The organism is Streptomyces sp. NPDC006798, assembly GCF_040635975.1.
GTDB lineage: Bacteria > Actinomycetota > Actinomycetes > Streptomycetales > Streptomycetaceae > Streptomyces.
Map to the genome: position 1 here is coordinate 19,640 of NZ_JBEYIS010000007.1, position 26,328 is coordinate 45,967.

The 26,328-nt window shown below is 72.3% G+C and carries 16 protein-coding genes; 8 read left to right on the top strand and 8 right to left on the bottom strand.

Translation table 11 applies throughout. From position 1 onward, the window contains the following. Nucleotides 1–187: 187 nt before the first annotated feature. The gene (locus ABZ714_RS06410; protein WP_358824003.1) at nt 188–5,152 is read left to right on the top strand and encodes an NAD-glutamate dehydrogenase; all 4,965 of its coding nucleotides are present in this window, start codon (nt 188–190) and stop codon (nt 5,150–5,152) included. A gap of 174 nt (nt 5,153–5,326) precedes the next feature. On the opposite strand, the gene ABZ714_RS06415 is transcribed toward ABZ714_RS06410, so the two are convergent. The 3 genes from ABZ714_RS06415 to ABZ714_RS06425 all read right to left on the bottom strand — a co-directional run bounded on the left by ABZ714_RS06415 (nt 5,327) and on the right by ABZ714_RS06425 (nt 8,466). Further along, the gene (locus ABZ714_RS06415; protein ID WP_358824004.1) at nt 5,327–6,634 is read right to left on the bottom strand and encodes a glycosyltransferase 87 family protein; all 1,308 of its coding nucleotides are present in this window, start codon (nt 6,632–6,634) and stop codon (nt 5,327–5,329) included. 139 nt (nt 6,635–6,773) lie between these two features. Continuing rightward, nucleotides 6,774–7,607, bottom strand: a complete 834-nt coding sequence (locus ABZ714_RS06420; RefSeq protein WP_358824142.1) for an ABC transporter ATP-binding protein — start codon at nt 7,605–7,607, stop codon at nt 6,774–6,776. Between the two features lie 7 nt (nt 7,608–7,614). After that, a complete protein-coding gene (locus ABZ714_RS06425) occupies nt 7,615–8,466 on the bottom strand; it encodes an ABC transporter permease (protein WP_358824143.1) in 852 nt (283 codons plus the stop codon). 262 nt (nt 8,467–8,728) lie between these two features. Here ABZ714_RS06425 and ABZ714_RS06430 point away from each other — a divergent pair, with 262 nt between their 5' ends. Further along, nucleotides 8,729–9,349 (top strand): TetR/AcrR family transcriptional regulator, encoded by a 621-nt coding sequence (locus ABZ714_RS06430; RefSeq protein WP_358824005.1) that lies wholly within the window; start codon nt 8,729–8,731, stop codon nt 9,347–9,349. Between the two features lie 422 nt (nt 9,350–9,771). On the opposite strand, the gene ABZ714_RS06435 is transcribed toward ABZ714_RS06430, so the two are convergent. The 4 genes from ABZ714_RS06435 to ABZ714_RS06450 all read right to left on the bottom strand — a co-directional run bounded on the left by ABZ714_RS06435 (nt 9,772) and on the right by ABZ714_RS06450 (nt 17,266). After that, complete coding sequence (locus ABZ714_RS06435; protein ID WP_358824006.1) at nt 9,772–10,719, bottom strand: carbohydrate ABC transporter permease; 948 nt, start codon at nt 10,717–10,719, stop codon at nt 9,772–9,774. After that, nucleotides 10,716–12,062 carry a sugar ABC transporter permease gene (locus tag ABZ714_RS06440; protein ID WP_358824144.1) on the bottom strand — a complete coding sequence of 449 codons (1,347 nt, stop codon included), beginning with the start codon at nt 12,060–12,062 and terminating at the stop codon, nt 10,716–10,718. Before ABZ714_RS06440 ends, ABZ714_RS06435 begins: the two co-directional genes overlap by 4 nt. Nucleotides 12,063–12,078: 16 nt before the next feature. Beyond that, entirely contained in the window at nt 12,079–13,431 is a 1,353-nt protein-coding gene (locus ABZ714_RS06445) for an ABC transporter substrate-binding protein (protein ID WP_358824007.1), read from the bottom strand. 376 nt (nt 13,432–13,807) lie between these two features. Beyond that, complete coding sequence (locus ABZ714_RS06450; protein WP_358824008.1) at nt 13,808–17,266, bottom strand: FHA domain-containing protein; 3,459 nt, start codon at nt 17,264–17,266, stop codon at nt 13,808–13,810. Between the two features lie 650 nt (nt 17,267–17,916). Here ABZ714_RS06450 and ABZ714_RS06455 point away from each other — a divergent pair. The 4 genes from ABZ714_RS06455 to ABZ714_RS06470 all read left to right on the top strand — a co-directional run bounded on the left by ABZ714_RS06455 (nt 17,917) and on the right by ABZ714_RS06470 (nt 24,090). Continuing rightward, the gene (locus ABZ714_RS06455; protein ID WP_358824009.1) at nt 17,917–19,704 is read left to right on the top strand and encodes a serine/threonine-protein kinase; all 1,788 of its coding nucleotides are present in this window, start codon (nt 17,917–17,919) and stop codon (nt 19,702–19,704) included. A gap of 258 nt (nt 19,705–19,962) precedes the next feature. Beyond that, on the top strand, nt 19,963–21,210 hold the full coding sequence (locus ABZ714_RS06460) for a serine/threonine-protein kinase (RefSeq protein ID WP_358824010.1): 1,248 nt from the start codon (nt 19,963–19,965) through the stop codon (nt 21,208–21,210). Between the two features lie 205 nt (nt 21,211–21,415). Beyond that, a complete protein-coding gene (gene prfB, locus ABZ714_RS06465) occupies nt 21,416–22,534 on the top strand; it encodes a peptide chain release factor 2 (protein ID WP_358824011.1) in 1,119 nt (372 codons plus the stop codon). A gap of 575 nt (nt 22,535–23,109) precedes the next feature. Further along, the gene (locus tag ABZ714_RS06470; RefSeq protein ID WP_358824012.1) at nt 23,110–24,090 is read left to right on the top strand and encodes a hypothetical protein; all 981 of its coding nucleotides are present in this window, start codon (nt 23,110–23,112) and stop codon (nt 24,088–24,090) included. Between the two features lie 116 nt (nt 24,091–24,206). Here ABZ714_RS06470 and ABZ714_RS06475 read toward each other — a convergent pair whose 3' ends face one another. Next, nucleotides 24,207–24,398 carry a hypothetical protein gene (locus ABZ714_RS06475; protein WP_358824013.1) on the bottom strand — a complete coding sequence of 64 codons (192 nt, stop codon included), beginning with the start codon at nt 24,396–24,398 and terminating at the stop codon, nt 24,207–24,209. A gap of 264 nt (nt 24,399–24,662) precedes the next feature. Between ABZ714_RS06475 and ftsE the strand changes: the two genes are divergently transcribed. Together ftsE and ftsX are read left to right on the top strand one after the other, a co-directional pair. Then, complete coding sequence (ftsE, locus tag ABZ714_RS06480; RefSeq protein WP_358824014.1) at nt 24,663–25,352, top strand: cell division ATP-binding protein FtsE; 690 nt, start codon at nt 24,663–24,665, stop codon at nt 25,350–25,352. A gap of 56 nt (nt 25,353–25,408) precedes the next feature. Then, nucleotides 25,409–26,326 (top strand): permease-like cell division protein FtsX, encoded by a 918-nt coding sequence (gene ftsX, locus ABZ714_RS06485; RefSeq protein WP_358824015.1) that lies wholly within the window; start codon nt 25,409–25,411, stop codon nt 26,324–26,326. The last annotated feature ends 2 nt before the right edge of the window (nt 26,327–26,328 follow it).

Consider the following 26,328-nt stretch of genomic DNA (forward strand, 5'->3'; position numbering starts at 1 on the left):
GCGCCCGGGCGATCGCTGGTCGCCGCGTACCGGTCCGGCTGTGGGATTCCCCTGGATTTCACCGATCGGCGCCCGGACATCTCACACGGCGGCATAACGTCGACCCCGACCGGACACCCCGGCCCGTGGCGTTGCGTCGCTTTCTTCCCCTACGTCACGCAACGGCGCGCGACAGGAGCCAGAGGACATGCAGACCAAGCTGGACGAAGCCAAGGCAGAGCTGCTCGGACGGGCGGCCCGGGTAGCCGAGAACGGTCCGGGCGGCGGTCATCATCCAGCCGGGCCCGAGCAGGGCGGGCGTCCCGACCAGGACCACCTGTTCGCCTACCTCCAGCGCTACTACCTGCACACCGCGCCCGAGGACCTGGCCGACCGGGACCCGGTCGACGTCTTCGGTGCCGCGCTCTCCCACTACCGGCTGGCCGAGAACCGCCCGCAGGGCACGGCCAACGTCCGGGTGCACACCCCGACGGTCGAGGAGAACGGCTGGACGTGCAGCCACTCCGTGGTCGAGGTCGTCACCGACGACATGCCCTTCCTGGTCGACTCCGTCACCAATGAGCTGTCCCGGCAGGGTCGCGGCATCCATGTCGTGATCCACCCGCAGGTCACCGTCCGCCGCGATGTCACCGGCAAGCTGCTGGAGGTGCTCTCCACCGCGGCCCGCGGCGCCAAGGACCTGCCGCACGACGCGCTGGTCGAGTCCTGGATCCATGTCGAGATCGACCGGGAGACCGACCGGGCCGACCTCAAGCAGATCGCGCTCGACCTGCTGCGGGTGCTCTCCGACGTCCGGGAGGCCGTCGAGGACTGGGAGAAGATGCGGGACGCGGCGCTGCGGATCGCCGAGGACCTGCCCGGCGAGCCGATCGCCGGGGACATCGCGGGCCAGGAGGTGGACGAGGCCCGGGAGCTGCTGCGCTGGCTCGCCGCCGACCACTTCACCTTCCTCGGCTTCCGGGAGTACGAGCTCACCGACGGCGACTCGCTGGCCGCCGTGGCCGGCACCGGGCTCGGCATCCTGCGCTCCGACCCGCAGCACTCCGAGGACGAGGCGCACCCCGTCAGCCCCTCCTTCAGCCGGCTGCCCGCCGACGCCCGCGCCAAGGCCCGGGAGCACAAGCTGCTGGTCCTGACCAAGGCCAACAGCCGCTCCACCGTCCACCGGCCCAGCTATCTCGACTACGTCGGGGTGAAGCGGTTCGACAAGGACGGCAATGTGATCGGGGAGCGCCGCTTCCTGGGCCTGTTCTCCTCGGCCGCGTACACCGAGTCCGTCCGCCGCGTCCCGGTGATCCGCCGCAAGGTCGCCGAGGTCCTCGACGGCGCCGGGTTCACCCCCAACAGCCACGACGGCCGGGACCTGCTCCAGATCCTGGAGACGTACCCGCGGGACGAGCTGTTCCAGACCCCGGTCGACCAGCTCCGGGCCATCGTCACCAGCGTGCTGTACCTCCAGGAGCGCCGCAGGCTCCGGCTCTATCTGCGCCAGGACGAGTACGGCCGCTACTACTCGGCCCTCGTCTATCTGCCCCGCGACCGCTACACCACCGGCGTCCGGCTGCGGCTGATCGACATCCTCAAGGAGGAGCTGGGCGGTACCAGCGTCGACTTCACCGCCTGGAACACCGAATCGATCCTCTCCCGGATCCACTTCGTCGTCCGGGTCCCCCCGGGCACCGAACTGCCGCATCTCACCGACACCGACACCGAGCGCATCGAGGCCCGGCTGGTCGAGGCCGCCCGCTCCTGGGCCGACGGCTTCGCCGACGCCCTCACCGCCGAACTGGGCGAGGAGCGCGCCGCCGAACTGCTGCGGGCGTACGGCTCCGCCTTCCCCGAGGGCTACAAGGCCGACCACTCGCCGCGCTCCGCCGTCGCCGACCTCGTCCATCTCGACGATCTGACCCACTCCGGCCGCGACTTCGCGCTCTCCCTCTACGAGCCGGTGGGCGCGGGCCCGGGCGAGCGCCGCTTCAAGATCTACCGCACCGGTGAGCAGGTCTCCCTCTCCGCCGTGCTGCCGGTGCTCCAGCGGCTGGGCTGCGAGGTCGTCGACGAGCGCCCGTACGAGCTGCGCGGCGCCGGCCGGAGCAAGGCGTGGATCTACGACTTCGGGCTGCGGATGCCCGTCACCGGCGGCAACGGAAACGGCGGCGACTATCTCGCCGACGACGCCCGGGAGCGGTTCCAGGACGCCTTCGCGGCGGTGTGGACCGGGGAGGCCGAGAACGACGGCTTCAACGCCCTCGTCCTGGGCGCCGGGCTGAGCTGGCGGCAGGCGATGGTGCTGCGGGCCTACGCCAAGTACCTGCGGCAGGCCGGGGCGACCTTCTCCCAGGAGTACATGGAGGAGACCCTCCGTACCAATGTCCACACCACGCGGCTGCTGGTCTCCCTCTTCGAGGCGCGGATGTCGCCGGGCCGGCAGAGCGCCGGGACCGAGCTGACCGACGGACTGCTGGAGGAGCTGGACGGCGCCCTCGACCAGGTCGCCAGCCTCGACGAGGACCGCATCCTGCGCTCCTTCCTCACCGTCATCAAGGCCACCCTGCGGACCAACTTCTTCCAGAAGGCGGGTAGCGGGGGGCACCACGGTTATGTGTCGATGAAGTTCGACCCGCAGGCCATCCCGGACCTCCCGGCGCCCCGCCCGGCGTTCGAGATCTGGGTCTACTCGCCCCGGGTCGAGGGCGTCCACCTGCGGTTCGGCAAGGTCGCCCGGGGCGGGCTGCGCTGGTCCGACCGGCGCGAGGACTTCCGTACCGAGATCCTCGGCCTGGTCAAGGCGCAGATGGTGAAGAACACCGTCATCGTGCCCGTCGGCGCCAAGGGCGGCTTCGTCGCCAAGCAGCTCCCCGACCCGGCCGCCGACCGTGACGCCTGGCTCGCCGAGGGCATCGCCAGCTACCGCACCTTCATCTCGGCCCTGCTGGACATCACCGACAACCTGGTCGCGGGCGAGGTCGTACCCCCGGCCGACGTGGTCCGCCACGACGAGGACGACACCTATCTCGTCGTCGCCGCCGACAAGGGCACCGCGTCCTTCTCCGACATCGCCAACGAGGTCGCCGTCGCCTACGACTTCTGGCTCGGCGACGCCTTCGCCTCCGGCGGTTCGGCGGGCTACGACCACAAGGGCATGGGCATCACCGCCCGCGGCGCCTGGGAGTCCGTCAAGCGGCACTTCCGCGAGCTGGGCCACGACACCCAGACCCAGGACTTCACCGTCGTCGGCGTCGGCGACATGTCCGGTGACGTCTTCGGCAACGGCATGCTGCTGAGCGAGCACATCCGGCTGGTCGCCGCCTTCGACCACCGGCATATCTTCATCGACCCCGACCCGGACGCGGCCGTCTCCTACGCGGAGCGCCGCCGCCTCTTCGAGCTGCCCCGCTCCAGCTGGGCCGAGTACGACCCGAAACTGCTCTCCCAGGGCGGCGGCATCCACCCCCGTACCGCCAAGTCGATCCCGGTCAACGCCCAGGTACGGGCCGCCCTCGGAATCGCCGAGGGCATCACCAAGATGACCCCCGCCGAGCTGATGCGGACGGTCCTCCAGGCACCGGTCGACCTGCTGTGGAACGGCGGCATCGGCACCTACGTCAAGTCGTCCGCCGAGACCGACGCGGACGTCGGCGACAAGGCCAACGACGCCATCCGGGTCAACGGCGACGAGCTGCGGGTCAAGGTCGTGGGCGAGGGCGGCAACCTGGGTCTCACCCAGCTCGGCCGGATCGAGTTCGCCCGCTCCGGCGGCCCCGAAGGCACCGGCGGCCGGATCAACACCGACGCCATCGACAACAGCGCCGGAGTGGACACCTCCGACCACGAGGTCAACATCAAGATCCTGCTCAACGGGCTCGTCACCGACGGCGATATGACCGTCAAGCAGCGGAACGCCCTGCTGGCGAAGATGACCGACGAGGTCGGCGTCCTCGTACTGCGGAACAACTACGCGCAGAACGTGGCCCTGGCCAACGCGGTCGCCCAGGCGCCGTCGCTGCTCCAGGCCCATCAGCGGGTGCTGCGCCGCCTCGGCCGGGACGGCGCCCTGGACCGGGCGCTGGAGTTCCTGCCCCACGACAAGAAGATCCGGGAGCTGCTGAACGCGGGCCGCGGACTCTCCCAGCCCGAGCTGGCCGTCCTGCTCGCCTACACCAAGATCACGGTGGCGGAGGAGCTGATCGGTACGGATCTGCCGGACGATCCCTACCTGGCCAAGCTGCTGCACGCGTACTTCCCGCAGCCGCTGCGGAAGAAGTTCCCCGCGGCCGTCGACGGCCACGCGCTGCGCCGGGAGATCATCACCACCATTCTGGTCAACGACACCGTCAACACCGGTGGCTCGACCTTCCTGCACCGGCTCCGGGAGGAGACCGGCGCCTCCATCGAAGAGGTCGTACGGGCCCAGACCGCGGCCCGGGAGATCTTCGGCCTGAGCACCGTCTGGGACGCCGTCGAGGCGCTGGACAACGAGGTCCCGGCCGATGTCCAGACCCGGATCCGGCTGCACTCGCGGCGGCTGGTGGAGCGCGGCACCCGCTGGCTGCTGGGCAACCGTCCGCAGCCGCTCCAGCTCGCGGAGACCGTGGAGTTCTTCGCCGAGCGGGTCGCCCGGGTCCGCGGCGAGCTGCCGGACCTGCTGCGCGGCGCCGACCTGGAGTGGTACCAGGGCATCCTGAACGAGCTGGTGGACCAGGGTGTGCCGGAGGAGCTGGCGATGTGGGTGGCCGGGTTCTCCTCGGCCTTCCCGACACTGGACGTGGTCGCCATCGCGGACCGTACGGGCCAGGACCCGCTGGAGGTCGCCGAGGTCTACTACGACCTGGCGGACCGGCTGCGGATCACCCAGCTGATGGACCGGATCATCGAGCTGCCGCGGGCCGACCGCTGGCAGTCGATGGCCCGCGCCTCCATCCGCGAGGACCTGTACGCGGCGCACGCCATGCTCACCGGCGACGTCCTCTCGGTCGGCGACGGCGGCTCGTCGCCCGAGGAGCGGTTCAAGGCGTGGGAGATCAAGAACGCCTCGATCCTGGGCCGGGCCCGGGCCACGCTCGACGAGATCCAGGGGTCGGACACCTTCGACCTGGCGAATCTGTCGGTGGCCATGCGGACGATGCGTCAGCTGCTGCGTACCCACAGCTGAGCGGGGCGCGAGCGGTCCTTGTACGACCCGAGGGGCCGCGTCCGGGAGACCGGGCGCGGCCCCTCGGCCGTACGGGCACAAGCGGGCGGGTACGGGGAGGGGCTGGTCGGGGCGCGTACGGCTCCGGCGGCGTACGGCACGGATCGCGTACGGCTCCGGCGGCGCGCGGGCAGCTCAGACGGTGGAGCGCCAGAGCCGGCGGCAGGCCAGTACCGCCGCCGCGAGCAGCAGCCCGTTGCGGACCACCATCAGCGCGCAGCCCGGCACGGTCGCCCCGATCACCTCGTCGTAGTTGAGCGGATAGGCGAGCGCGCTGACCGCCGCCGCGGGGGCCATCAGCAGGGCCGCGGGCCGCAGCACGGTCTCCCGGCAGGCCAGGCAGACCGCCGCCAGACCGAGCAGCCAGACCAGGTACTGGGGGCTGATCACCCGGCTGGTCACGGTGAACAGCAGTACGGCGGTGAAGGCCGCGTCGAACGGGGTCGCCGGGGTCCACCGCCGGGCCCGCAGCCGCCAGAACAGCAGCCAGCAGAAGGCCGCGGCGGTCAGCGCCAGCGCCAGCCGGGCGACGGACGGGACATAGGGCCCGGTGAACTCCATCGCTCCGTACTGGTAGACGACCCGGCCGTCCCAGCCCGCGCGGTGCGCCAGTTGGAGGACCGTACCGCCGAGCGATTCGATCTGGACGCCCCGGGCGCCCTGCTGGCGCAGAAAGCCCAGGGCGCCGTCGAAGAGCAGGACGAGGACGGCGAGCAGCCCGGCGGCGGCGGCCGCGGCGGCGCCCCACGCCTCTTTGGTGGTACGGCCCCGGGGCGTGCCCAGCAGGGTCAGTACCGGCCATACCTTGATCATCGCGCCGAGTCCGGCGAGGGCGCCCCCGGCCAGTGGCCGCCGGCGCAGCGCGAGCAGCGCCAGGACGGCGACGGCGGTGACGGGGACGTCGTACCGGGCGAGCGGCAGATTCAGCAGCAGCGGCAGCCCGGCGACCCAGAGCCAGGCGCCCGCGGCGGAGCCCGTACCGCCGTCCGTGCCGCCGACGGCATCGGGGCCCGTGCCGGAGGCCGTACGTCCGGTTCGGGCCGCGCGGGCCAGCGCCAGGGTGATCACGGCGTCGCAGAGCAGGACGAGGGCGACGAAGGCATGGAAGTACGAGAGGAACGGCACCGCGCCGGGGGCGAGCAGAACGAGCCCGGCGCCGGGCGGGTACTGCCAGGTGACGTCCCCGGCCGGGAAGGAGCCCCGGGCCAGCCACTGGTCGTACCAGCCCCGGTAGAGCAGCCCGACCTCCCCGGCGACGCCGGTGTCGCCGAGCCGGTCCACGGCGAGCAGGACCAGCATCACGGCCCGGGTCAGCAGCCAGGCGGCGGCCAGGGCCGGGCCCGTACGCCGCCGGAGACCGGACGGGCCGCCGGGCGGGCCGGAGGGGCCGGGGATCCGGACGCGGACGGGCGGCAGCGACGGGGAGATCCTGTGAGGGCTCATGGCCGGGTACGGTAACGCGACATAACGTGACTTGATGGTTGCGCCACGTCATGTGCCCCGGGCGCCCGGCCGGTCGTGCCGGGAACGCCGGAAGCCCCCGCCGGTGGTTCGGCGGGGGCTTCCGGCTCGGTCGGCGGAGCTACTTCTTGTTGGTGAACGCCTCGTACGCGGCGACGACCTCCTTGGCGGGACCGTCCATCCGCAGGACGCCCGCCTCCAGCCACAGGGCCCGCTCGCAGGTCTCCAGGATCGTGCTGTTGCTGTGGCTGACCAGGAAGACCGTCCCGGCCTCCTTGCGCAGCTCGTTGATCCGGTCCTGGCTGCGGCGGCGGAACTTGGCGTCACCCGTCGCCAGCGCCTCGTCGATCAGCAGCACGTCATGGCTCTTGGCCGCGGCGATGGCGAACCGCAGCCGGGCGCCCATGCCCGACGAGTAGGTCCGCATCGGCAGGCTGATGAAGTCGCCCTTCTCGTTGATCCCGGAGAAGTCGACGATGTCCTGGTACGCGGCGTTGATCTCGGCCCGGGTCATCCCCATGGCGAGCCCGCCGAGGATCACGTTCCGCTCCCCGGTCAGATCGCTCATCAGGGCCGCGTTCACCCCGAGGAGCGACGGCTGGCCCTCGGTGAAGACCTTGCCGTCGGCGGTCGGCAGCAGTCCGGCGATCGCCTTCAGCAGGGTCGACTTGCCGGAGCCGTTCGAGCCGATCAGGCCGATGGCCTCGCCCTTGTACGCGGTGAAGGTGACGCCCTTGACCGCGTGCACCTCGCGGATGCCCGGTGCGGGCTTGCCCGACTTGCGGGCCTTGCGCTCCTTGCGGGAGATCAGCCGGCTCAGTGCGGCCGTGGCGCTCCCCCTGCCCGCGCGGCCCGCGTTCACCCGGTACTTGATGTGCACATCGTCCGCGATGACCGTCGGCACCCGCTCCGGGACCGATCCGGCAGGTGTCGCCAATCGGTCCGCTGTTGTCATCAGATTCTCAGCCACGGCCGTACCGCTCCTCCGCCTTCCAGAAGTACATGAAACCGCCCACCCCCAAGAGCACGGCCCAGCCGAGGGCGACCGCCCAGACGTGCGGCGGCAGCTGGACCGCGGTGTAGCTGTCGATCAGTGCGAAGCGCACCAGGTCGATATAGACCGCCACCGGGTTGTACTGCAGCCCAAGCATGACCCACTCGGGCAGGTCGTGGTTCCTCAGGACTGCCGAGATGCTCCACATCACACCCGACGCGTACATCCAGGTACGCAGCACGAACGGCAGTAGCTGGGCGATGTCGGGGGTCTGTGCCGCGAGCCGGGCCAGCGCCGTCGCCGCCCCCGTGTTGAACACGGTCTGCAGCGCCAGCGCCGGGACCGCCAGCAGCCAGGACCAGCCGGGGACCTGGCCGAAGCCCAGCAGGATCGCCACCAGCACGCCCATCGAGAAGAGCATCTGCTGGAACTGCTGGAGCGCCAGGGAGACCGGCAGGGCCGCGCGCGGGAAGTGGAGCGCGCGGACCAGCCCGAGATTTCCGGTCACGGACCGGGCGCCCGCCATCACCGAGTCCGAGGTGAAGGTCCAGACGAAGAGACCGGTGATCAGGAAGAGGACGAAGTCCGGGACGTCCTTGCTGGTGCCCAGCAGTATGCCGAAGATCACGTAGTAGACCGCCGCGTTCAGCAGCGGCGTCGCGAGCTGCCAGAGGCGGCCGAGGCTCGCCTGGCTGTACTGGGCGGTGGTCCGCGCGGTGGCGAAGGCGGTGATGAAGTGGCGCCGCGCCCACAGCTGCCGTACGTACCGGATCGCGCCGGGCCGCTCCCCGCTGACGGTGAGCCCGTACCGCCGGGCCAGCTCGCGCGGGGACTCGGTACGGAGCCGCCCCGGGTCCGGGACGCCCGTCGATACCGAGGGGGAGAGGGTCGGGCTGGTCACTCTGGTCGCTTTCGCCGGGAGCCGGGAGGGGCCGGCCGGTGCCGGCGGGGGTCCTGGGCGGACGCCGAATCGGTTGCGACGACGGGACGGGCCCGTTTCGTCGTAACGCTCGTAACCGCGAGAGTAGGGCGTAGGTGCGTCGCGACGCAACCGTTTCGTCGTCACGGGTATGCTCCTCCGCATGACCACCGACCCGGATCCGCGACCGCCGCGGGCCCCGCGGCGCGCGCCCGCGGGCGCCGCCGTACTCCGTGAGGAAGTGACGGAGGCGATCCGCGCCGCCGTCTTCGAGGAACTGGCCACGGTCGGCTTCGCCCGGATGTCGATCGAGGGCATCGCCCGCCGGGCGGGGGTCGGCAAGACGGCGGTCTACCGCCGCTGGAAGTCCAAGCTGGCCATGGTCGTGGACCTGCTCTCCGCCTTCGCCGCGCAGGGACTGCCCGCCCCGGTCACCGGATCCCTCTACGGGGACGTCCGGGCGCTGCTGGAGGTCGCGTCGCACGCCCTGCGCCACCCGGTGGCCTCGCAGATCATCCCGGACCTGGTGGTGGAGTCCGCCCGCAGCCCCGAGATCGCGGACGCGCTCAAGGCGGCGCTGGTGGACAGCCAGCGGGGCATGGCGACGTCGATCGTGCGGGACGCGGTGGCCCGGGGCGAGCTGCCGCCGGGCACGGACGCGTACCGGCTGCTGGACGTGGTGGTCGGGCCGCTGTACTGGCGGGTGGTCGTGGTCCGCGAGAAGCTGCCGCCGGGGTATCTCGACGCGCTGGCCCGCGGCGCGGTCGCCTCCCTCCGCGCGTAACCCCTCCGGGGCGGTCAGGTGGAGGCTTCCGGGGTGCGGCCCCCTTTGCGAGGCGGGCCCGCCGGAGTCCCCGCAGGGACGTTGCCCCTGCGGGGGGCGGTCAGGCGGAGGCATTCTTCAGGGGAGTGTCCCGTGCGAGGCCCGGCCGGCCGGAGGCATTAGGGCCGGAACTGCGCGGCCGGCCCACCACGGTCCGCGGACCGGATCCGGCGTACGGGAGCCGTACGCTCCGGGTGCGCCGCAGGCGCGAGACGGTGGTGCCACCGAGGTATGTATCCGGACTGCGGCCCGTCCGTGGCTGAGCGCGCAGTTCCCCGCGCCCCTGACCACCTCCAACTGACCGCCCCCCCCCGCAGGAGCGACGCGTCCGGAGGAGACTCCGGCCGGCCGCCCCCGCAGGGGCCAGGGGCGCAGCCGTGGGGCTATTTGACCGCGCCCGCCATCACCCCCGAGACGAACTGCCGCTGGAACGCGAAGAAGACCACCAGCGGGATCAGCATCGACAGAAACGCCCCCGACGCGAGGACGTCGATGTTGTTGCCGAACTGGCGGACCTGGCGCTGGAGCGCGACCGTGATCGGGGCGCCGTCCGTGTCCGCGAAGATCAGGGCGATCAGCATGTCGTTCCAGACCCACAGGAACTGGAAGATCGCCAGCGACGCGACCGCGGGACCGGCCACCGGCAGTACGACCCGGAGGAAGAGCCGCAGTTCACCGGCGCCGTCCAGCCGCGCGGCCTCCAGCAGTTCGCGCGGGATCTCGGCGAAGAAGTTCCGGAGCAGGAAGATCGCGAACGGCAGTCCGAAGGCGACGTGGAAGAGCACCACCCCGAGGGTCGTCTCGAAGATCCCGATCGCGCCGAAGAGTTCGGAGACCGGGATCAGGGCGACCTGGACGGGTACCACCAGCAACCCGACGACCAGCATGAACCACCAGTCCCGGCCGGGGAAGTCCAGCCAGGCGAAGGCGTACCCCGCGAGCGCCCCGATCACCACGACCAGCACCGTCGACGGGACGGTGATCATGACACTGCTGAGCAGTGAGCCGGTGATCGCGTCGTTCGCCAGCAGCCGTTCGTAGTTCTCGGTGGTCAGCTGGGCCGGTGCGGTGAACACCTCCCACCAGCCACTGGCCGCGATGTCGGACGGCCCGCGCAGCGACGACACCAGCAGTCCGACGGCGGGCATCAGCCAGAACAGGGCGATCAGCAGCAGAAGGACCTGGACGGCGCCCGAACCGGCCCTGGCCGCGACCCGGGAGATCAGCGGAGGGCGGCCGGGACGGCCGTCTGGTCCGCCCGGGGCTCCCGTGCCCGCCGGACCGGTATCCGCCCGGGGCCGCTCCGCCGGGGTCCGGCGCGTGGACGTCATCGGCGGACCTCCTTCCGTATCCGCCGGATATTGATCACCATCACCGGAATCACCAGCAGCAGCAGCAGTACCGCGATCGCGCTGCCGACCCCCAGGTCGGCCGCGGGGCCGAAGGACGACTGGTAGAGCTGGAGCGCCAGGACGTTGGCATCGTCCTGGGCCGAGCCCGGCGCGATGATGTACACCAGGTCGAAGATCTTCAGTACGTTGATCGTCAGGGTGATCAGCACCACCACCAGGACCGGTGCCAGCAGGGGGACCGTGATCCGGCGGAAGACCTGCCATTCGTTCGCGCCGTCGACCCGGGCGGCCTCCAGCAGCTCCCGCGGCACGCTCGCCAGACCGGCCGCGATCAGCACCATCGCGAATCCGGCCCACATCCAGACATAGCTGCCGATGATCGCCGGGGTGACCAGGGAGGGGCCGAGCCAGCTCACCCCGTCGTACGGTTCGCGGAAGTTGTCGGCGGGCAGCCGCAGTACGGCCCCGTCCGCGGCGGCGGGCAGGGTGAACGAGCCGTCGGCCCCGGCCCTGGCCGACGCCACCACCTTCCCGTCCTTCACCGCCTCGATCGCCAGGCCCTTCAGCCCTCGCTCCTTCGGGTCCGCGACATTGGGCTTTCCGCCGCCGCCCCGGGTGAAGTCCAGCCAGGCCGTGCCGCCGATCCGCCCGTCGCCCGCGGCGGCCGGGGCCGCCGCGGGCTCCGCGTCCGACGGCATCTGCCCCGGCGGCACCCCGACCAGCGGCAGCAGTACCGGCTGGCCCGCCGTCACCGGGGTCTCGGTCACGAACGACCCCCCGCCGCCCGGCTTCAGCGGATGGACCGGCAGCGGCCGGGCCCGGGGGAAGGCCGATGACTCGTTGAAGGTGTCGTGGACCCCGACCCAGACCGCGTTGGCCAGGCCGCGGTCCGGATCCTGCTCGTAGACCAGCCGGAAGATGATGCCCGCGGCCAGCATCGAGATCGCCATCGGCATGAAGACGACCAGCTTGAACGCGGTGGCCCAGCGGATCCGTTCGGTCAGTACGGCGAAGATCAGCCCGAGGGCGGTGGCGACGGTCGGGGCGAGCCCCACCCAGATCGCGTTGTTCTTCACCGAGGTGAAGATCGCCTCGTCGGTGAAGATCTCCCGGTAGTTGTCGAACCCGGCGAAGCCCGAGCCCGACTGGTCGTAGAAGGAACGGTGGACCGAGTACCCGATCGGGTAGACCACGAGCGCGCCCAGCAGTACCAGCGCCGGCAGCAGGAATCCGGCCACCAGGACGGTACGGGAGCCGGTCGCGCTCTTGCGCGGACCCGCGGGGGGCGACGGCCGTCCGGCCGGGCCCCCCGCCTGCGTCACGGAGGACACCAGGCCGTCAGTCCTTGTACGCCTTCGCGGCGTCGGCTTCCAGCTTCGCCTGGGTGCCCGCCACGTCCTTCGGGTTCTTCAGGAAGTCCTGGAGGATCTTCCAGAACCCCCGGCCCGGCGTCCCGCCGAACGCCTGCGGCATCTGGTCGGACATGTCGAAACGGACGTCGTCGCCCGCGTCGATCAGCGCCTTCGCGATGCCCCGCTGGACCTGGTTGGGGTACGCGGACAGCTCCAGCGCCTTGTTGGGCGAGACGAAGCCGCCCGCGGCGGCCTGGATCCGGGCCGCGTCGGGGGAGGCGAGGAAGGCGAGCAGCGCCTGGGCGCCCTCGCTGTTCCGCAGCGCCACCGCCGCGTCCCCGCCGGTCACCACCGGCGCCTCGGTGCCCACGGCCGGGAAGGGGAACACCTTGGCGTCCGTACCGAGCTTCGCCTCCGTCTCACCGATGTTGACGCCGACGAAGTCGCCCTCGAAGACCATCGCGGCCTTGGGGGTGGCGCCCCCGGTGAAGGTCTGGGTCACCGACTGCGGGAACGGGGTCTGGAGCGCGCCGTCCGCGCCGCCCGCGATCAGCTCGGGCCTGCCGAACAGTTCGGCGAGGGTGGTCAGCGCCCGGGTGACCGACGGGTCGGTCCACGGGATGTCGTGCTGGGCCAGCTGGTCGTACTTCTCGGGGCCCGCCTGGGAGAGGTAGATGTTCTCGAACCAGTCGGTGAGGGTCCAGCCGTCGGCGCCCGCCACCGAGACCGGGGTGACACCGGAGGCCGAAACAGCCTCGGCGGTCTGCATGAACTCCTTCCAGGTCTCGGGCTCCTGGACGCCCGCGTCCTCGAAAGCGGCCACGTTGTACCAGACCAGGGACTTGTTGGCGGCCTTGTAGTAGACGCCGTACTGCTCGCCGTCGACCTGGCCGATCCGCTGCCAGCCCGCCGCGTAGTTCTTGGTCAGCTGGGCCTTGGCCTCCGGGCCGACCGGCTTGGCCCACTTCCGGGCCACGGCCTGCCGGATCGCGCCCGGCTGCGGCAGCAGCGCCACATCGGGCGGACTGCCACCCGCGATCTTGGTGCCGAGGAAGTTGACGATCGGGTCCTGGGCGGGGACGAAGGTGACCTTCGCGCCCGTCCGCTTCTCGAACTCGTTCAGGACCTTGACGAAGTTCTCCTGCTCCTTGCCGGTCCACACGGCGGCGACCTGCACGGTCTGCCCGTCCAGCTTCGGCAGCCGGACCGTGGCAGCCGCGCCCTTCCCCGTCTTCCCGCCGTCGCCGGAGTCGTCTTCATTGCCTTTGTCGCCGCAGCCCGCGACGGTGAAAGCGCTGACGACGGCCCAGACCACCGCTGCCTTCGCGACCTTGCTCATGCGAAGAGGTGTACGCATTTCTGCCCCGTTTCTCCCTCGGCGCTGACGCGTTGCGTGTCAGGTCTATGCCTGGGCCGCAGGGCCCGCAATCCGCCGGGAGCGTGCAGGGCCCTTTCGTGATCCCTCTGTGACGTGATGTCCCGTCAAAGGCGTCGGGGGTGGGAAGAGCCGGTCGTTTCGGGACGTACGGAGGGGAGTAAGGGGCAGGAGAGGCAGGCGAGTTGGGCGTGACGCCGCTCGCCTGGGTGACCCGGGGGGACGGCCCGGGGAAGGCTCCGGGACCGGGCTGCCCGGTGGCCCGCCGGTCCGGCCCGGGACGTGGCGCCGGTACGTTCCGGGACGTGGCGCCGCCACGTCCCGGAACGTACCGGCCCCCTCAGGAGACGGGGGAGAGCGGCGGCAGCGGTATCGCGTCCACCGAGCCCGCCGCCCGCTCCAGCGCGCTCGCCAGCAGCGCCAGATCGGTGGGCCCGTTCCCCAGCTCCCGGACCGGCCGACGGGTCGGCGGGTCGCCCATCCGCTCCCACTCCAGCGGTACGACGGTGGGGCGCAGCGTCGCCGTACGCGGGATCCGGCCCGTCACCCGGCCGCCCTGGAAGGGGGTGACCCGGCCGTCGGGGTGGCCGAGGGCGCCCCGGCCGGGCAGTGGGGCGTCCTGTCCGGGGGCGGCGGGCGGCGCGTCGAGGACGGCCCGCAGCCGGGCCGCGTGCGCCAGGTCGGTGTCCGCCGTACGGTCCGGTCGGGCGGAGGTGGCGATCAGATGGACCCCGAGTCTGCCGCCGTCCCGGGCGACGGCCTCCAGGGCGCGGACGACGGACCCGGCCGCCGGGCGGCCCGTACTGCCGAGGGCGGGGGCGACGAGGGCGTCGAAGTCGTCCACCAGCACCACCAGCCGGGGCAGCGGCCCGGGGGCGGGCGCGGGTCTGGTCCGGCCGCCGGGGCGGAGCCGCAGGGTGGAGCTGGGCGGGGATTCGAGATCGCCCCGGCCGCCGGTGATCCGAGGGTCGGCGGACGCGGGGTCGGGACGACCCGGCGTCCGGAAGGTCCGGCCGCCCGCCGCGTCGGCCCGCGCGGCGGCGGAGACCCGGCGCGATCCGACCCCGGCGCCGTAGCCGCCGTCCTGCTCCCCGGCGACGGGCGAGCGGGGGCCGACGACCCGGCCGGACGCCGTACCGCGGCCGGTTTCGGGACCGGCGGCGGCATCGGAGCCGTAGGGCCTCGCGGGATCGGAGCCGTACGAACCGCCGGGCCGGGCCGGGGCGCGTCCGGCGCCGGACCGCGCGGTGTCGCCGCTCCGGGCGTCCCGGCTGTCCCTGCCGTCCCTGCCCTCTCGGCCGTGCCGGTCGTCCCGGGCGTGCCAGGCGGCGAAGTCCGTACCGTCCAGCAGCTCGGCCCGGCGCTTCAGCTCCGCGCCCAGGTCCTGGGCGAAGGTCCGCATCCGTATCGGATCGGTGGCGGCCAGATGGTCGGTGACATGCGGCAGCTCCGTACAGACCGCCAGTCCGGCGCCGCGCTCGCCGCCGCCCGCGCCGTCGACCAGCAGCAGCCCCAACCGGTCGGGACGGCCCGCGGCGGACAGCGACGCGGCGATCGAGCGGAGCAGCTCCGTACGGCCGCTGCCGGGCGGGCCCTCGATCAGCAGATGCGGGCCCTCCGCAGTCAGATCGACCGCCAGCGGGCCCCGGGGCCCGGCGCCCAGCACCGTCACCGGCGCGGGCTGCTCACCGGCCTCCGCCCAGCGGGCCATCAGCGACGCGGGCGTGGCCCGGGCCAGGCCCAGCTCGTCCAGCAGCCGGGCGGAACGGGGCAGGGCCACGGCCCGGCCCCCGGCCCCCTCCGGGCCGGTGCCGCCCTCGGCGCGCAGCGGCGCCAGGGCCCGGGCGAACCGCTCGGCCCACGCCGTCGACACCGCGTCCACCACGGCCGGGGCGCCCTGCCCCGCGGGCAGTCCGCCGACGGTCCGAAGGACCCGCAGAGCCGTCGCCACATCGCCGCTGAGCATGCCGACGGCCCCGCACTCCCGGAACGGGAGGGACGCCGCGCAGGCCGTCTCGTACACCGCCGCGACGGGGGAGAGCGGGGACGCGGCGGGCGTCTCGGCCAGCACGATCAGATGGATCCCGGCCGCCCCGCCCGCGCCCGCCAGCCGGGCCGCGGTCTCCCGCAGCGCGGCGGAGCCGGGATCGCCGTCGACGACCACGACCGTCCTGGGGCCCTCGTACCCGGCGGCGGCCTCCGCGACGGCCGTCCGGTCGGCGCTCGGCCAGCCGGGGCCCAGCGGACCGGCGTCCAGTCGCCGGGTCAGCTCGGCGGTCCTGGCGATCGCCTGGTCGCGGTCGTACGCCAGCAGCAGCCGGCAGTCCTGGCCGTGGGCCGGCCGGAGCTGGGGCAGCCAGCCCAGCCACGCCCACTCGGCCCGGCGCTCCTCGACCGGGCGGTTCCGGTCGGCGGAGATCAGCACCAGCTCCAGATCGGCGGGGGAGTGCAGGGCGGCGAGCTGGGCGACGGCCCAGCGGGCGGCCCCCGCCAGCCGGGCCCGGGGACCGGCTATCCCCAGGGAACCGGCCTCCCGCAGCCCGACCGTCACGGGCACGGCGGCCAAGCCGTCCCGGTCGGCGGTGCCCAGCCGGAGCACCAGGGACTCGGGATGGTCCGGGCCGCGCTCCCAGAGCCGGGGTCCCGGGCCTACGGCGGTCAGCAGTACGGCCGCCGGGTCCGGCCAGGTCTCCGCCGACGGCCGGGCGGGCGGTACGGGCGCGGCGCCGCTGTCCGGCGGCTCCGGGAACGGTCCGGCGGCGTCCGGCTCGCGGTCCGCCTTGAAGCGCCGGGCGGCCCAGGCGCCTATGCCGCCTTTGCGGCGGGCTCCGCCCCGGGGCTCCTCGGCGCGGCCCTGCCCGGGGTTCGCCCCGTGGGTGGCGTGGGTGCCCTGAGTGTCGAACACTCCGGACGTCCCGGGCGATTCCGGTGCGGGGGCGCCCAGCGGGTAGGGCCCCGGGGCATACGGCGCACCGGAGGCGTTCGAGCCGTACGAGGCGCCGGAGGAGGCCGAGGCGGGCACGGCGTCCGGGGCGTTCGTGCCGTACGGGCTGTGCGAGGCGTCCGGGGCGCCCGTGCCCTCGGCGGTGTCGGCCTGGGCATCGGCGGCGTCGCCGTCCGACTCTCCGGGCCGCTCCTGAGCGCGGGCCGGGAGCCTGAGGTACCCCTCGCCGTCCGGGGTGGTCGCCAGCGGCTCCGTATGCCCGCCGGAGGCGAGCCGGAGCGTCGACTCGCCGAGCCGCAGCAGCGCCCCCGGAGCCAGCGGTACGGGCCGGGAGCCGACGGGGCGGCCGTCGAGCGCCGTCCCGTTGGTGGAACCGAGGTCCGCGACGGTCACCCGGCCGTCGTCCGCGACGACCACCTCGCAGTGGACCCGGGAGACATCGGGATCGTCGAGCGGGACGTCCGCGTCGGCGGACCGCCCTATGCCGACCCGGCCGCCGTGCAATAGATGCACCCCGCCCGCGTCGGGACCGGCGACCACATGGAGCTGGGGCGTCGAGTCCGTGCCGGAGGGGCCGTCGTCACCGGGGAACTGGAGGGAGAGGACCGCGCCGTCCACCAAGGGCGGCTCGCCGAGGGTCCGCCGCTGGGCGTCCAGCCGCTCCCCGCCCGCGAACAGCACGGCGGGTCCGGACGCGTCCGGACCGGCCACGGCCGCCGCCAGACCCGAGGCCACCGCGGCCAGCGCCGTCCCCGCGGGCGCGGTGACCAGCACATCGCACGCACGCGGTCCCGCCACGGGCCCCGCCGCGGCCTGTCCGCCGCGCGGCGCGAGAACGGTCAGCCGGATCTGCATCGCCGTCAGCAATCCCTTCTGGCACAAGTAACCGGCAGGGAAACCGCCTCGTCGCCCCCACCCGGCTGGTCGGCACGCTCCGGGGATCCCCGCCCGCGAAGGCGTGCTGGGGGAATCCTCGCACCTGCCACTGACAACACGCCCGGGTATCGCCAATAAGTGATCATGATTGGTCCCCTCCGGCCGGAAAAGTGCGGGGTCACGACCCGATTCACCACCCCGGGCCGTCCCGGGACGGCTGGGGAACCGGTGCTCGGCACCGGATTCCGGCTGGTAGAGGCATATGTCCGGCCCGAACCCGTATCGCCGGTGGTGCCGGGCCGCGGACCGTGACCTGTGCCGCTTTGCGTGACCGGTGGCAACCACCGGGGAATCCGCGGCGTCTCCATCCCGAACGGTGTTCAGCGGCGATCAAGCGACAGTCGCTGTCGGTCGGTGGCGTCTGGCGGTGTTCGGCGGTTGTCCGGTGGTGTTCGACGGTTGTTCCATCCGGCCGGGAGCCGGGGCCGCGCGCCCCGCCGTGCCCGGGGGGCCTGTGGACAACCGAACGTCATACCGTTCGACCCCACTAAAGTGGTGCGGAGCGCCGACCGTCGGCGCCCCGCGCCTGCGGGGATGGTCCGGACCACGATCAGCAGGGAGCGCAAGACGTGCGGCCTGTAGGCAGCAAGTACCTCCTGGAGCAGCCGCTCGGGCGCGGAGCCACGGGCACCGTCTGGCGTGCCCGGCAGCGGGAGACCGCCGGGGCCGAGGCCGCCGTGCCCGGTCAGCCCGGCGAGACCGTGGCGATCAAGGTCCTCAAAGAGGAGCTGGCGAACGACGCGGACATCGTGATGCGGTTCCTCCGCGAGCGGTCCGTCCTGCTGCGTCTGACGCACCCCAATATCGTCAGGACCCGGGACCTCGTGGTCGAGGGCGATCTCCTCGCCCTGGTCATGGACCTGGTCGACGGCCCCGACCTCCACCGCCAGCTCCGTGAAAGCGGCCCGTTCACCCCGGTCGCCGCGGCCCTGCTGACCGCCCAGATCGCCGACGCGCTCGCCTCCAGCCATGCCGACGGCGTGGTCCACCGCGACCTCAAGCCCGCGAACGTGCTGCTCCGGACCGACCCCGACGGCCGGCTCCACCCGATGCTGACCGACTTCGGGATCGCCCGGCTCGCGGACTCGCCCGGTCTGACCCGGACCCACGAGTTCGTCGGCACACCGGCCTATGTGGCCCCCGAGTCGGCCGAGGGCCGTCCGCAGACCTCCGCCGTCGACATCTACGGCGCGGGCATCCTGCTCTACGAGCTGGTGACCGGCCGCCCGCCGTTCGCCGGGGGTACGGCGCTGGAGGTCCTGCACCGCCATCTGAGCGAGGAGCCCCGGCGGCCCACCACCGTGCCCGAGCCGCTGTGGACCGTCATCGAGCGGTGTCTGCGCAAGGAGCCCGGCGAGCGGCCCAGCGCCGAGAACCTCGCCCGTGGACTGCGGGTCGTCGCCGCCGGTATCGGGGTGCATTCCTCGTCCGCCCAGGTCGACGCGGCTCTCGGAGTCGGCGCGCTGCTCGCGCCCGACCCGGCGCCCGCCCCCGTCCCGGAGACCCCCGGCGCCGCCGACTCCACGCAGGTCCTGCCGCACGGCGCGGCCCCCGCCGGATACGACCCGGCGGCGGCCACCAGCGTGCTGCCGCACACCTCGGGCCCGGCCGGTGCCGCCGACCCGACGAGCGTGCTGCCGCACACCGGCGCTCCCGACCCGACGGCCGTCATGCCGCCGGTGCCGCCGCGCCCGGAAGGGCAGCCCGGCGGCCCGGGACCCGAGGACCCGCACCCCTGGCAGTCCCAGCTCCGCGCCGCCCGCGACCGTAACGAGCAGACCCAGGTCCAGTACCTCGACCCCGGCCAGGACCCGCTGGCCCGCAGGCCGCAGCGCCGACCCCAGCAGCCCCCGCAGGGCCCGCCGCACCAGGGGCCCCCGCAGGGTCCGCCGCCGGGACACCACCAGCAGCAGTACGCTCCCCAGCCGTACCAGCAGCAGCCCCCTCGGCCGCCGCAGCGTCAGCAGTACGCGCCGCCGCCGCAGCAGGTCCAGCCGTACACCCCGCCCCAGCAGCCGCAGCAACCCCAGCAGCCGCAGCAGCCCGCGCCGCGCCGTGAGCGCGAGCCCCGGCAGCCGCGTCAGCGCAGCGCCAACCCGATGCGGATCCCGGGTCTGGGCTGCCTCAAGGGCTGTCTGTTCTCCGTGGTGATGCTGGTCGTCGCGGGCTGGCTGATCTGGGAGCTGACCCCGCTCCAGGGCTGGGTCGCCGAGGGCAAGGGCTACTGGGACGCGATCGGCGACGGCATCTCGACCGTGACCGGCTGGATCTCCGACCTGGGCGGTTCCGACTCCGGCTCCGGCGACGGCGGGGGCAACGGCGGAGGTGCGGGGAACGGCACGGGCAACCAGCCCTGACACCTGATCGAGCGGACAGGGGCGGGACCGCGGCGGTACGCGGTCCCGCCCCTCCGCCGTCCCACGCTCCTCCCTCTTGCCCCAGGCTGTCGTTTTATCGACTTCCGAATGGGTGAAAACGGCCGGACTTCCCTCCGATAATTCCGGTGATATCCCCGGAATTCGCCCGGAGCGTACGTGTCTTGATCCCATCCGGGGCACATGCCTCCCCGGTGGCCGCGTACGTTAAGGGCAACGCCAGCCGCTGAGGGAGCAGTCTTGGCACGGAATATCGGCAGCCGGTACACGGCCCATCAGATCCTCGGACGGGGCAGCGCGGGCACGGTGTGGGCCGGGGAGGGCCCCGACGGGCCCGTCGCCATCAAGCTGTTGCGCGAGGACCTCGCCGCCGACCAGGAGCTGGTCGGCCGCTTCGTCCAGGAGCGGACCGCTCTGCTCGGGCTCGACCACCCCAGGATCGTCGCCGTCCACGACCTCGTGGTCGACGGCAACGACCTCGCACTCGTCATGGACCTGGTCCGCGGAACCGATCTGCGGACCCGCCTCGACCGGGAGCGGCGGCTCGCGCCCGAAGCCGCCGTCGCGATCGTCGCCGACGTCGCCGACGGGCTCGCCGCCGCCCATCGCGCGGGGATCGTCCACCGCGACGTGAAGCCCGAGAACATCCTGCTCGACATGCAGGGCCCCCTCGGCCCCGCGGGCTCCCACCCGGCGCTGCTGACGGACTTCGGCGTCGCCAAGCTGATCGACACCGCCCGCCGCACCAAGTCCACGAAGATCATCGGCACCCCCGACTATCTGGCGCCGGAGATCGTGGAGGGCCTGCCGCCGCGCGCCGCCGTCGACATCTATGCCCTGGCCACCGTGCTCTACGAGCTGCTCGCCGGGTTCACCCCGTTCGGCGGCGGCCACCCCGGCGCCGTACTGCGCCGCCATGTCACGGAGACCGTCGTCCCCCTCCCGGGCATCCCCGACGATCTGTGGCAGCTGATCGTCCAGTGCCTGGCCAAGGCCCCCGCCTCCCGGCTGCGCGCCTCCGAACTGGGCGTACGGCTGCGCGAGACCCTGCCCGGCCTCGCGGGCATCCCGCCGCTGGACGTCCGCGACGTCGACGGACCCGCCGAGGACGACGACTCCGTACCGGCGGAGCGGTACACCAGAGACCTCGAAACCGGCGAGGAGGCCCCCGCGCCCCGCCGCCGGGGCGCGGTCCCCCTGGTCCCCGGCGCCGCCCCGGCGGACGCCAACCGCGACACCCACACCTCCATGCGGGTCCCGGCCCCCGACGAACTGGCCGGAGGAGCGCACGGCACCGCCCGCGCGCCCCGCAGCCCCGGCCAGCGCCGCCCCGGCTCCGCCCGGAACAAGGGCACCAGCCGCTCGGTCCGGCTCCGCCGGGGTGTGGCCGCCCTGCTGGTGGCGGTGGTCGTCGGCGTCGGCGGCTGGCTCGCCACCTCGAACGCCGACGCCCTCCCGCAGGCCCCCGCCCCCGCCGGACAGCGTTAGCCCCCGGGGGCGTACGAACCATGACGTACGGGGCACGCCCCGGCGCGCGCCCGGAGCCGCCGGGCCCGTACCGCCGAGGCGGCCCTTTCCGTACGCCCGCCGGGACCGGCCCTCGCCCGCATTCGCCCCGGTGGGAGCCCCGACGGGGCACGGGGTCACCACCTGGCGGGCCGGGCCGGGCCGGGCAGCCGTTACGCTTGGACGCGTGGCAGTCGTCGATGTATCCGAAGAGCTGAAGTCCCTCTCCGCGACCATGGGGTCGATCGAGTCCGTTCTGGACCTCGACAGGATCAGGGCAGACATCGCCGTGCTCGAGGAGCAGGCGGCCGCCCCGTCCCTCTGGGACGACCCGGAGGCGGCGCAGAAGATCACCAGCCGGCTCTCCCACCTCCAGGCCGAACTGCGCAAGGCCGAGCACCTCCGCGGCCGGATCGACGACCTCGGGGTCCTCTTCGAGCTGGCCGAGGCCGAGGACGACGCCGACACCCTCGCCGAGGCCGAGGCCGAGCTGACGGACGTCCGCCGCGCGGTCGACGAGATGGAGGTACGTACCCTCCTCTCCGGCGAGTACGACGAGCGCGAGGCCCTCGTCAACATCCGCGCCGAGGCGGGCGGCGTCGACGCCTCCGACTTCGCCGAGCGGCTCCAGCGGATGTACATGCGCTGGGCCGAGCGGCACGGCTACTCCACCGAGGTCTACGAGACCTCCTACGCGGAGGAGGCCGGGATCAAGTCCACCACCTTCGTGGTGAAGGCCCCCTACGCCTACGGCACCCTCTCCGTCGAGCAGGGCACCCACCGGCTGGTCCGCATCTCGCCCTTCGACAACCAGGGCCGCCGCCAGACGTCCTTCGCCGGTGTCGAGGTGCTGCCCGTGGTCGAGCAGTCCGACCATGTGGAGATCGACGAGTCCGAACTCCGGATCGACGTCTACCGCGCCTCCGGCCCCGGCGGCCAGGGCGTCAACACGACGGACTCGGCGGTCCGGATCACCCATATCCCCACCGGCATCGTGGTCTCCTGCCAGAACGAGCGCTCCCAGATCCAGAACAAGGCGAGCGCCATGAACGTCCTCCAGGCCAAGCTCCTCGAACGCCGCCGCCAGGAGGAGCAGGCCAAGATGGACGCCCTCAAGGGCGACGGCGGCAACTCCTGGGGCAACCAGATGCGTTCCTACGTCCTCCACCCGTACCAGATGGTCAAGGACCTCCGTACGGAGTTCGAGGTCGGCAACCCCCAGTCCGTCCTCGACGGCGAGATCGACGGCTTCCTCGAGGCGGGCATCCGCTGGCGCAAGCGCCAGGGCCAGAGCCAGGAGAAGTAGCCTCCGGGGCACGACCCCGTCCCTACGGCGAGAGCGCCGGCCCTCCGGGGTCGGCGCTCTCGGCGTTCCCGGGTGCGGTGGCGGTGATTCGGATATTGAAGGGGGTGGGATTCTCGACCGCGAACTCTTCGCCGGAGTGGGTGGAATGGGAATCGAATCCATGTCGATCATGGCGGCCGGGACGATATTGAGGACGAGGTGGATCACCTCATTCGGAATGGCCCGCGGGTCGATTGAGTGTCCGAAGGCGGGGCGATTGGTGGAGATGATCACTCCGGCTTCTTTGTCGACAAGACGGTAAAGTCGGTTCCCTATGGGGTGAGTTCAGCCTATGGGGTCACGGTTGAGTCGCCTCTGGTCCGGCAACCACCCCTATATCGGGCATCGTTCGCGGAACCGGCTTGACGCCTCGTCGAATACTGGACAGGCTGGCGCGCGGCATGCGTGTTTCCAGGGCGTGGGCGAGCGGGGTGAGGACGGTGGTTCTCCCCTGAGTAGCCGCCCCGGAGACCCGGCTCCATTGACGAATAGCTACTGGGGGTAGCAGGTAGATGACGAAGAAGACGCGAATCCGCGTGGCACGTATCGCCGCCGGCGCGGTGATCGCTGCAGGCGCGTCGCTGACGGTGGCCGGTGCGGCCTCCGCGTTCACCGGTGAGACGTCCGCCGACGTCAGCCTGGGCATTCAGAGTGACGGCGCGACCAATGGCGGCGCCACCGGTGCCGGTGGTGTCGACGGCGGCAACGACGTCGGTGGTGGTAACGGCACTCCGGGCGGTGGTAACGGGACCCCGGGCGGTGGCAACGGGACCCCCGGTGGCGGTAACGGCACTCCGGGCGGTGGTAACGGGACCCCGGGCGGTGGCAACGGGACCCCCGGTGGCGGTGAAGGCGCTCCCGGTGGTGGCAACGGCACCCCGGGCGGTGGCAACGGCACCCCGGGCGGTGGCAACGGGACCCCCGGTGGCGGTAACGGCACTCCGGGCGGCGGTAACGGGACCCCCGGCGGCGGTGAAGGCGCTCCCGGTGGTGGCAACGGCACTCCGGGTGGTGGCAACGGCACTCCGGGTGGTGGCAACGGCACTCCGGGTGGTGGCAACGGGACCCCGGGCGGCGGTAACGGGACCCCCGGTGGCGGTAACGGGACCCCCGGTGGTGGTAACGGCACTCCGGGTGGTGGCAACGGCACCCCCGGCGGCGGTGACGACGGCGGTAACGACACCGGCGGCGGCAACAGCCATGCCGGTCAGAGCACCGGCGGCAACGGCACCCAGGGTGGCGGGAACTCAACCGGTGGGTCGACCGGCGGCTCCAACGGTGGTTCGACCGACGGTGCCACGGGCGGGTCCAACGGTGGCTCGACCGGTGGTGGGAACCAGGCCGACACCAACAACGCCGGGTCCCAGCCCGTCCAGCAGGGCGAGGCCAAGGAAGAGCTGGCCGAGACCGGTGCGATGGAGGTCACGTTCCTGCTCGTCGGGGCGGCGACCATGATCGCCGGTGGGATCGGGTTCCGGATGCTGCCGCGGCTGGTCGGCGGGCGCGCCGCCGTCTGAGCGAGCGATGCGTGACGGGGTGAACCGGCCGGATCACGGCCGGTCACCCCGGACGGCGCGGAGTACGAGGAAGGGCCCGGGGTGCGGCACAGCACCCCGGGCCCTTCCTCGTGACGTCAGGCCGTTCGGGTCGCCAGTACCGCGACCGCCGCGATCAGGACGATCAGCAGCGCGGCCAGCGCCGCGGGCGTCAGCGACGCCAGGGGGCCCTCCTGCTGGAGCCGCTCGCGGTTCGCGCGGCATACCGGGCAGCGGCCCTCGGAGACCGGGGCCGCGCAGTTGGCGCACACCAGACGGTCATAGGTCATGCGCTCTCCTCCTCCCGCGCCGAGCCGCTTTCCGCGGGCCGTCGGCACACCTCTGGTGGCAGAACGCTCCGGGCGACGCGACTGTTCCCCTACCACTGTGCCAGCTCCGGCGCCGTTCGGCGCGGGGCCCGGTTTCTTCCCCCTTGCGGGGGAGCGGCAAATGGGCGTGACAATCTTCGCAACCCCGGCCGTCGACTGCGTACTCACGGACGGTTCGCGTAGTGTCACGCACACCTCTGCTCCCGGCCGACCATGGTGTGTCCCGTGATCCGATTCGCCCATGTCTCCAAGACCTATCCCAAGCAGAACCGGCCAGCGCTGCACGATGTCTCCCTGGAGATCACCAAGGGCGAATTCGTGTTCCTGGTGGGTTCCTCGGGCTCCGGCAAGTCGACCTTCCTCCGGCTGGTCCTCCGGGAGGAGCGGGCCAGTCACGGTACGGTCCATGTCCTCGGCAAGGATCTGGGGAAGATCTCCAACTGGAAGGTGCCGCAGGTAAGGCGGAAGCTGGGCACCGTATTCCAGGACTTCCGGCTGCTGCCGAACAAGACCGTCGCCGAGAACGTGGCCTTCGCCCAGGAGGTCATCGGAAAGCCGCGCGGCGAGATCCGCAAGGCCGTACCGCAGGTGCTCGACCTGGTCGGGCTCGGCGGCAAGGAGCGCCGGATGCCCGGTGAGCTGTCCGGCGGCGAACAGCAGCGGGTCGCGATCGCGCGGGCGTTCGTCAACCGGCCGATGCTGCTGATCGCCGACGAGCCGACGGGAAATCTCGATCCCCAGACCTCCATCGGGATCATGAAGCTGCTCGACCGGATCAACCGGACGGGCACCACGGTGGTGATGGCCACCCACGACCAGAACATCGTCGACCAGATGCGCAAGCGCGTCATCGAGCTGGAACACGGCCGCCTCGTCCGCGACCAGGCCCGCGGCGTCTACGGCTACCAGCACTGACGGCCGTCGCGGACCCGTTTCCGTACCACCTGCGCGAGAAAGGCTGATCGCACGCGATGCGCGCCCAGTTCGTCCTGTCGGAGATCGGTGTGGGTCTCCGCCGCAATCTCACGATGACCTTCGCCGTCATCATCTCGGTCGCCCTGTCGCTGGCCCTCTTCGGCAGCGCCGTACTGCTGAGCAAGCAGGTCGGCACGATGAAGGACTACTGGTACGACAAGGTCAACGTCTCGATCTACCTCTGCAACAAGAATGACGCGCGGTTCTCGAAGCAGTGCTCCAAGGGCGCGGTGACCGGCGGGCAGAAGGACCAGATCAAGGCCGAGCTCGAAAAGATGGAGATCGTCGACAAAATCCATTACGAGAGCGCGGAGCAGGCGTACAAGCGCTACAAGGAGAGCTACGGCGACACTCCTCTCGCGGATACGATCACACCGGACCAGATGCCGGAGTCGTACCGGGTGAAACTGCACGACCCGGAGAAGTACGCGGTGGTCGAGACGGCCTTCGCGGGCCGGGCCGGAGTGCAGTCGGTCGAGGACCAACGGGACGTCCTGACCAATCTCTTCGATCTGATGACCGGGATGAACCGGGCGGCGATCGCCCTGATGTCGCTGATGCTGCTCGTGGCGCTGATGCTGATCGTCAACACGGTACGGGTGTCGGCGTTCAGCCGGCGGCGTGAGACCGGGATCATGCGGCTGGTGGGCGCGTCCAGCTTCTACATCCAGCTGCCGTTCATCCTGGAGGCGGCGATCGCCGGGCTGCTGGGCGGGCTGATGGCGGCGGGCATGCTGATCGCGGGCCGCTACTTCCTGATCGACCACGGACTGGCGCTCGCCGACAAGATGCCGCTGATCAACTTCATCGGCTGGGACGCGGTCGCGGCCACCCTGCCGCTGGTCGTGGTGATCGGTCTGCTGATGCCGGCCCTTGCCGCTTTCGTCGCCCTGCGCAAGTACCTCAAGGTGTGACA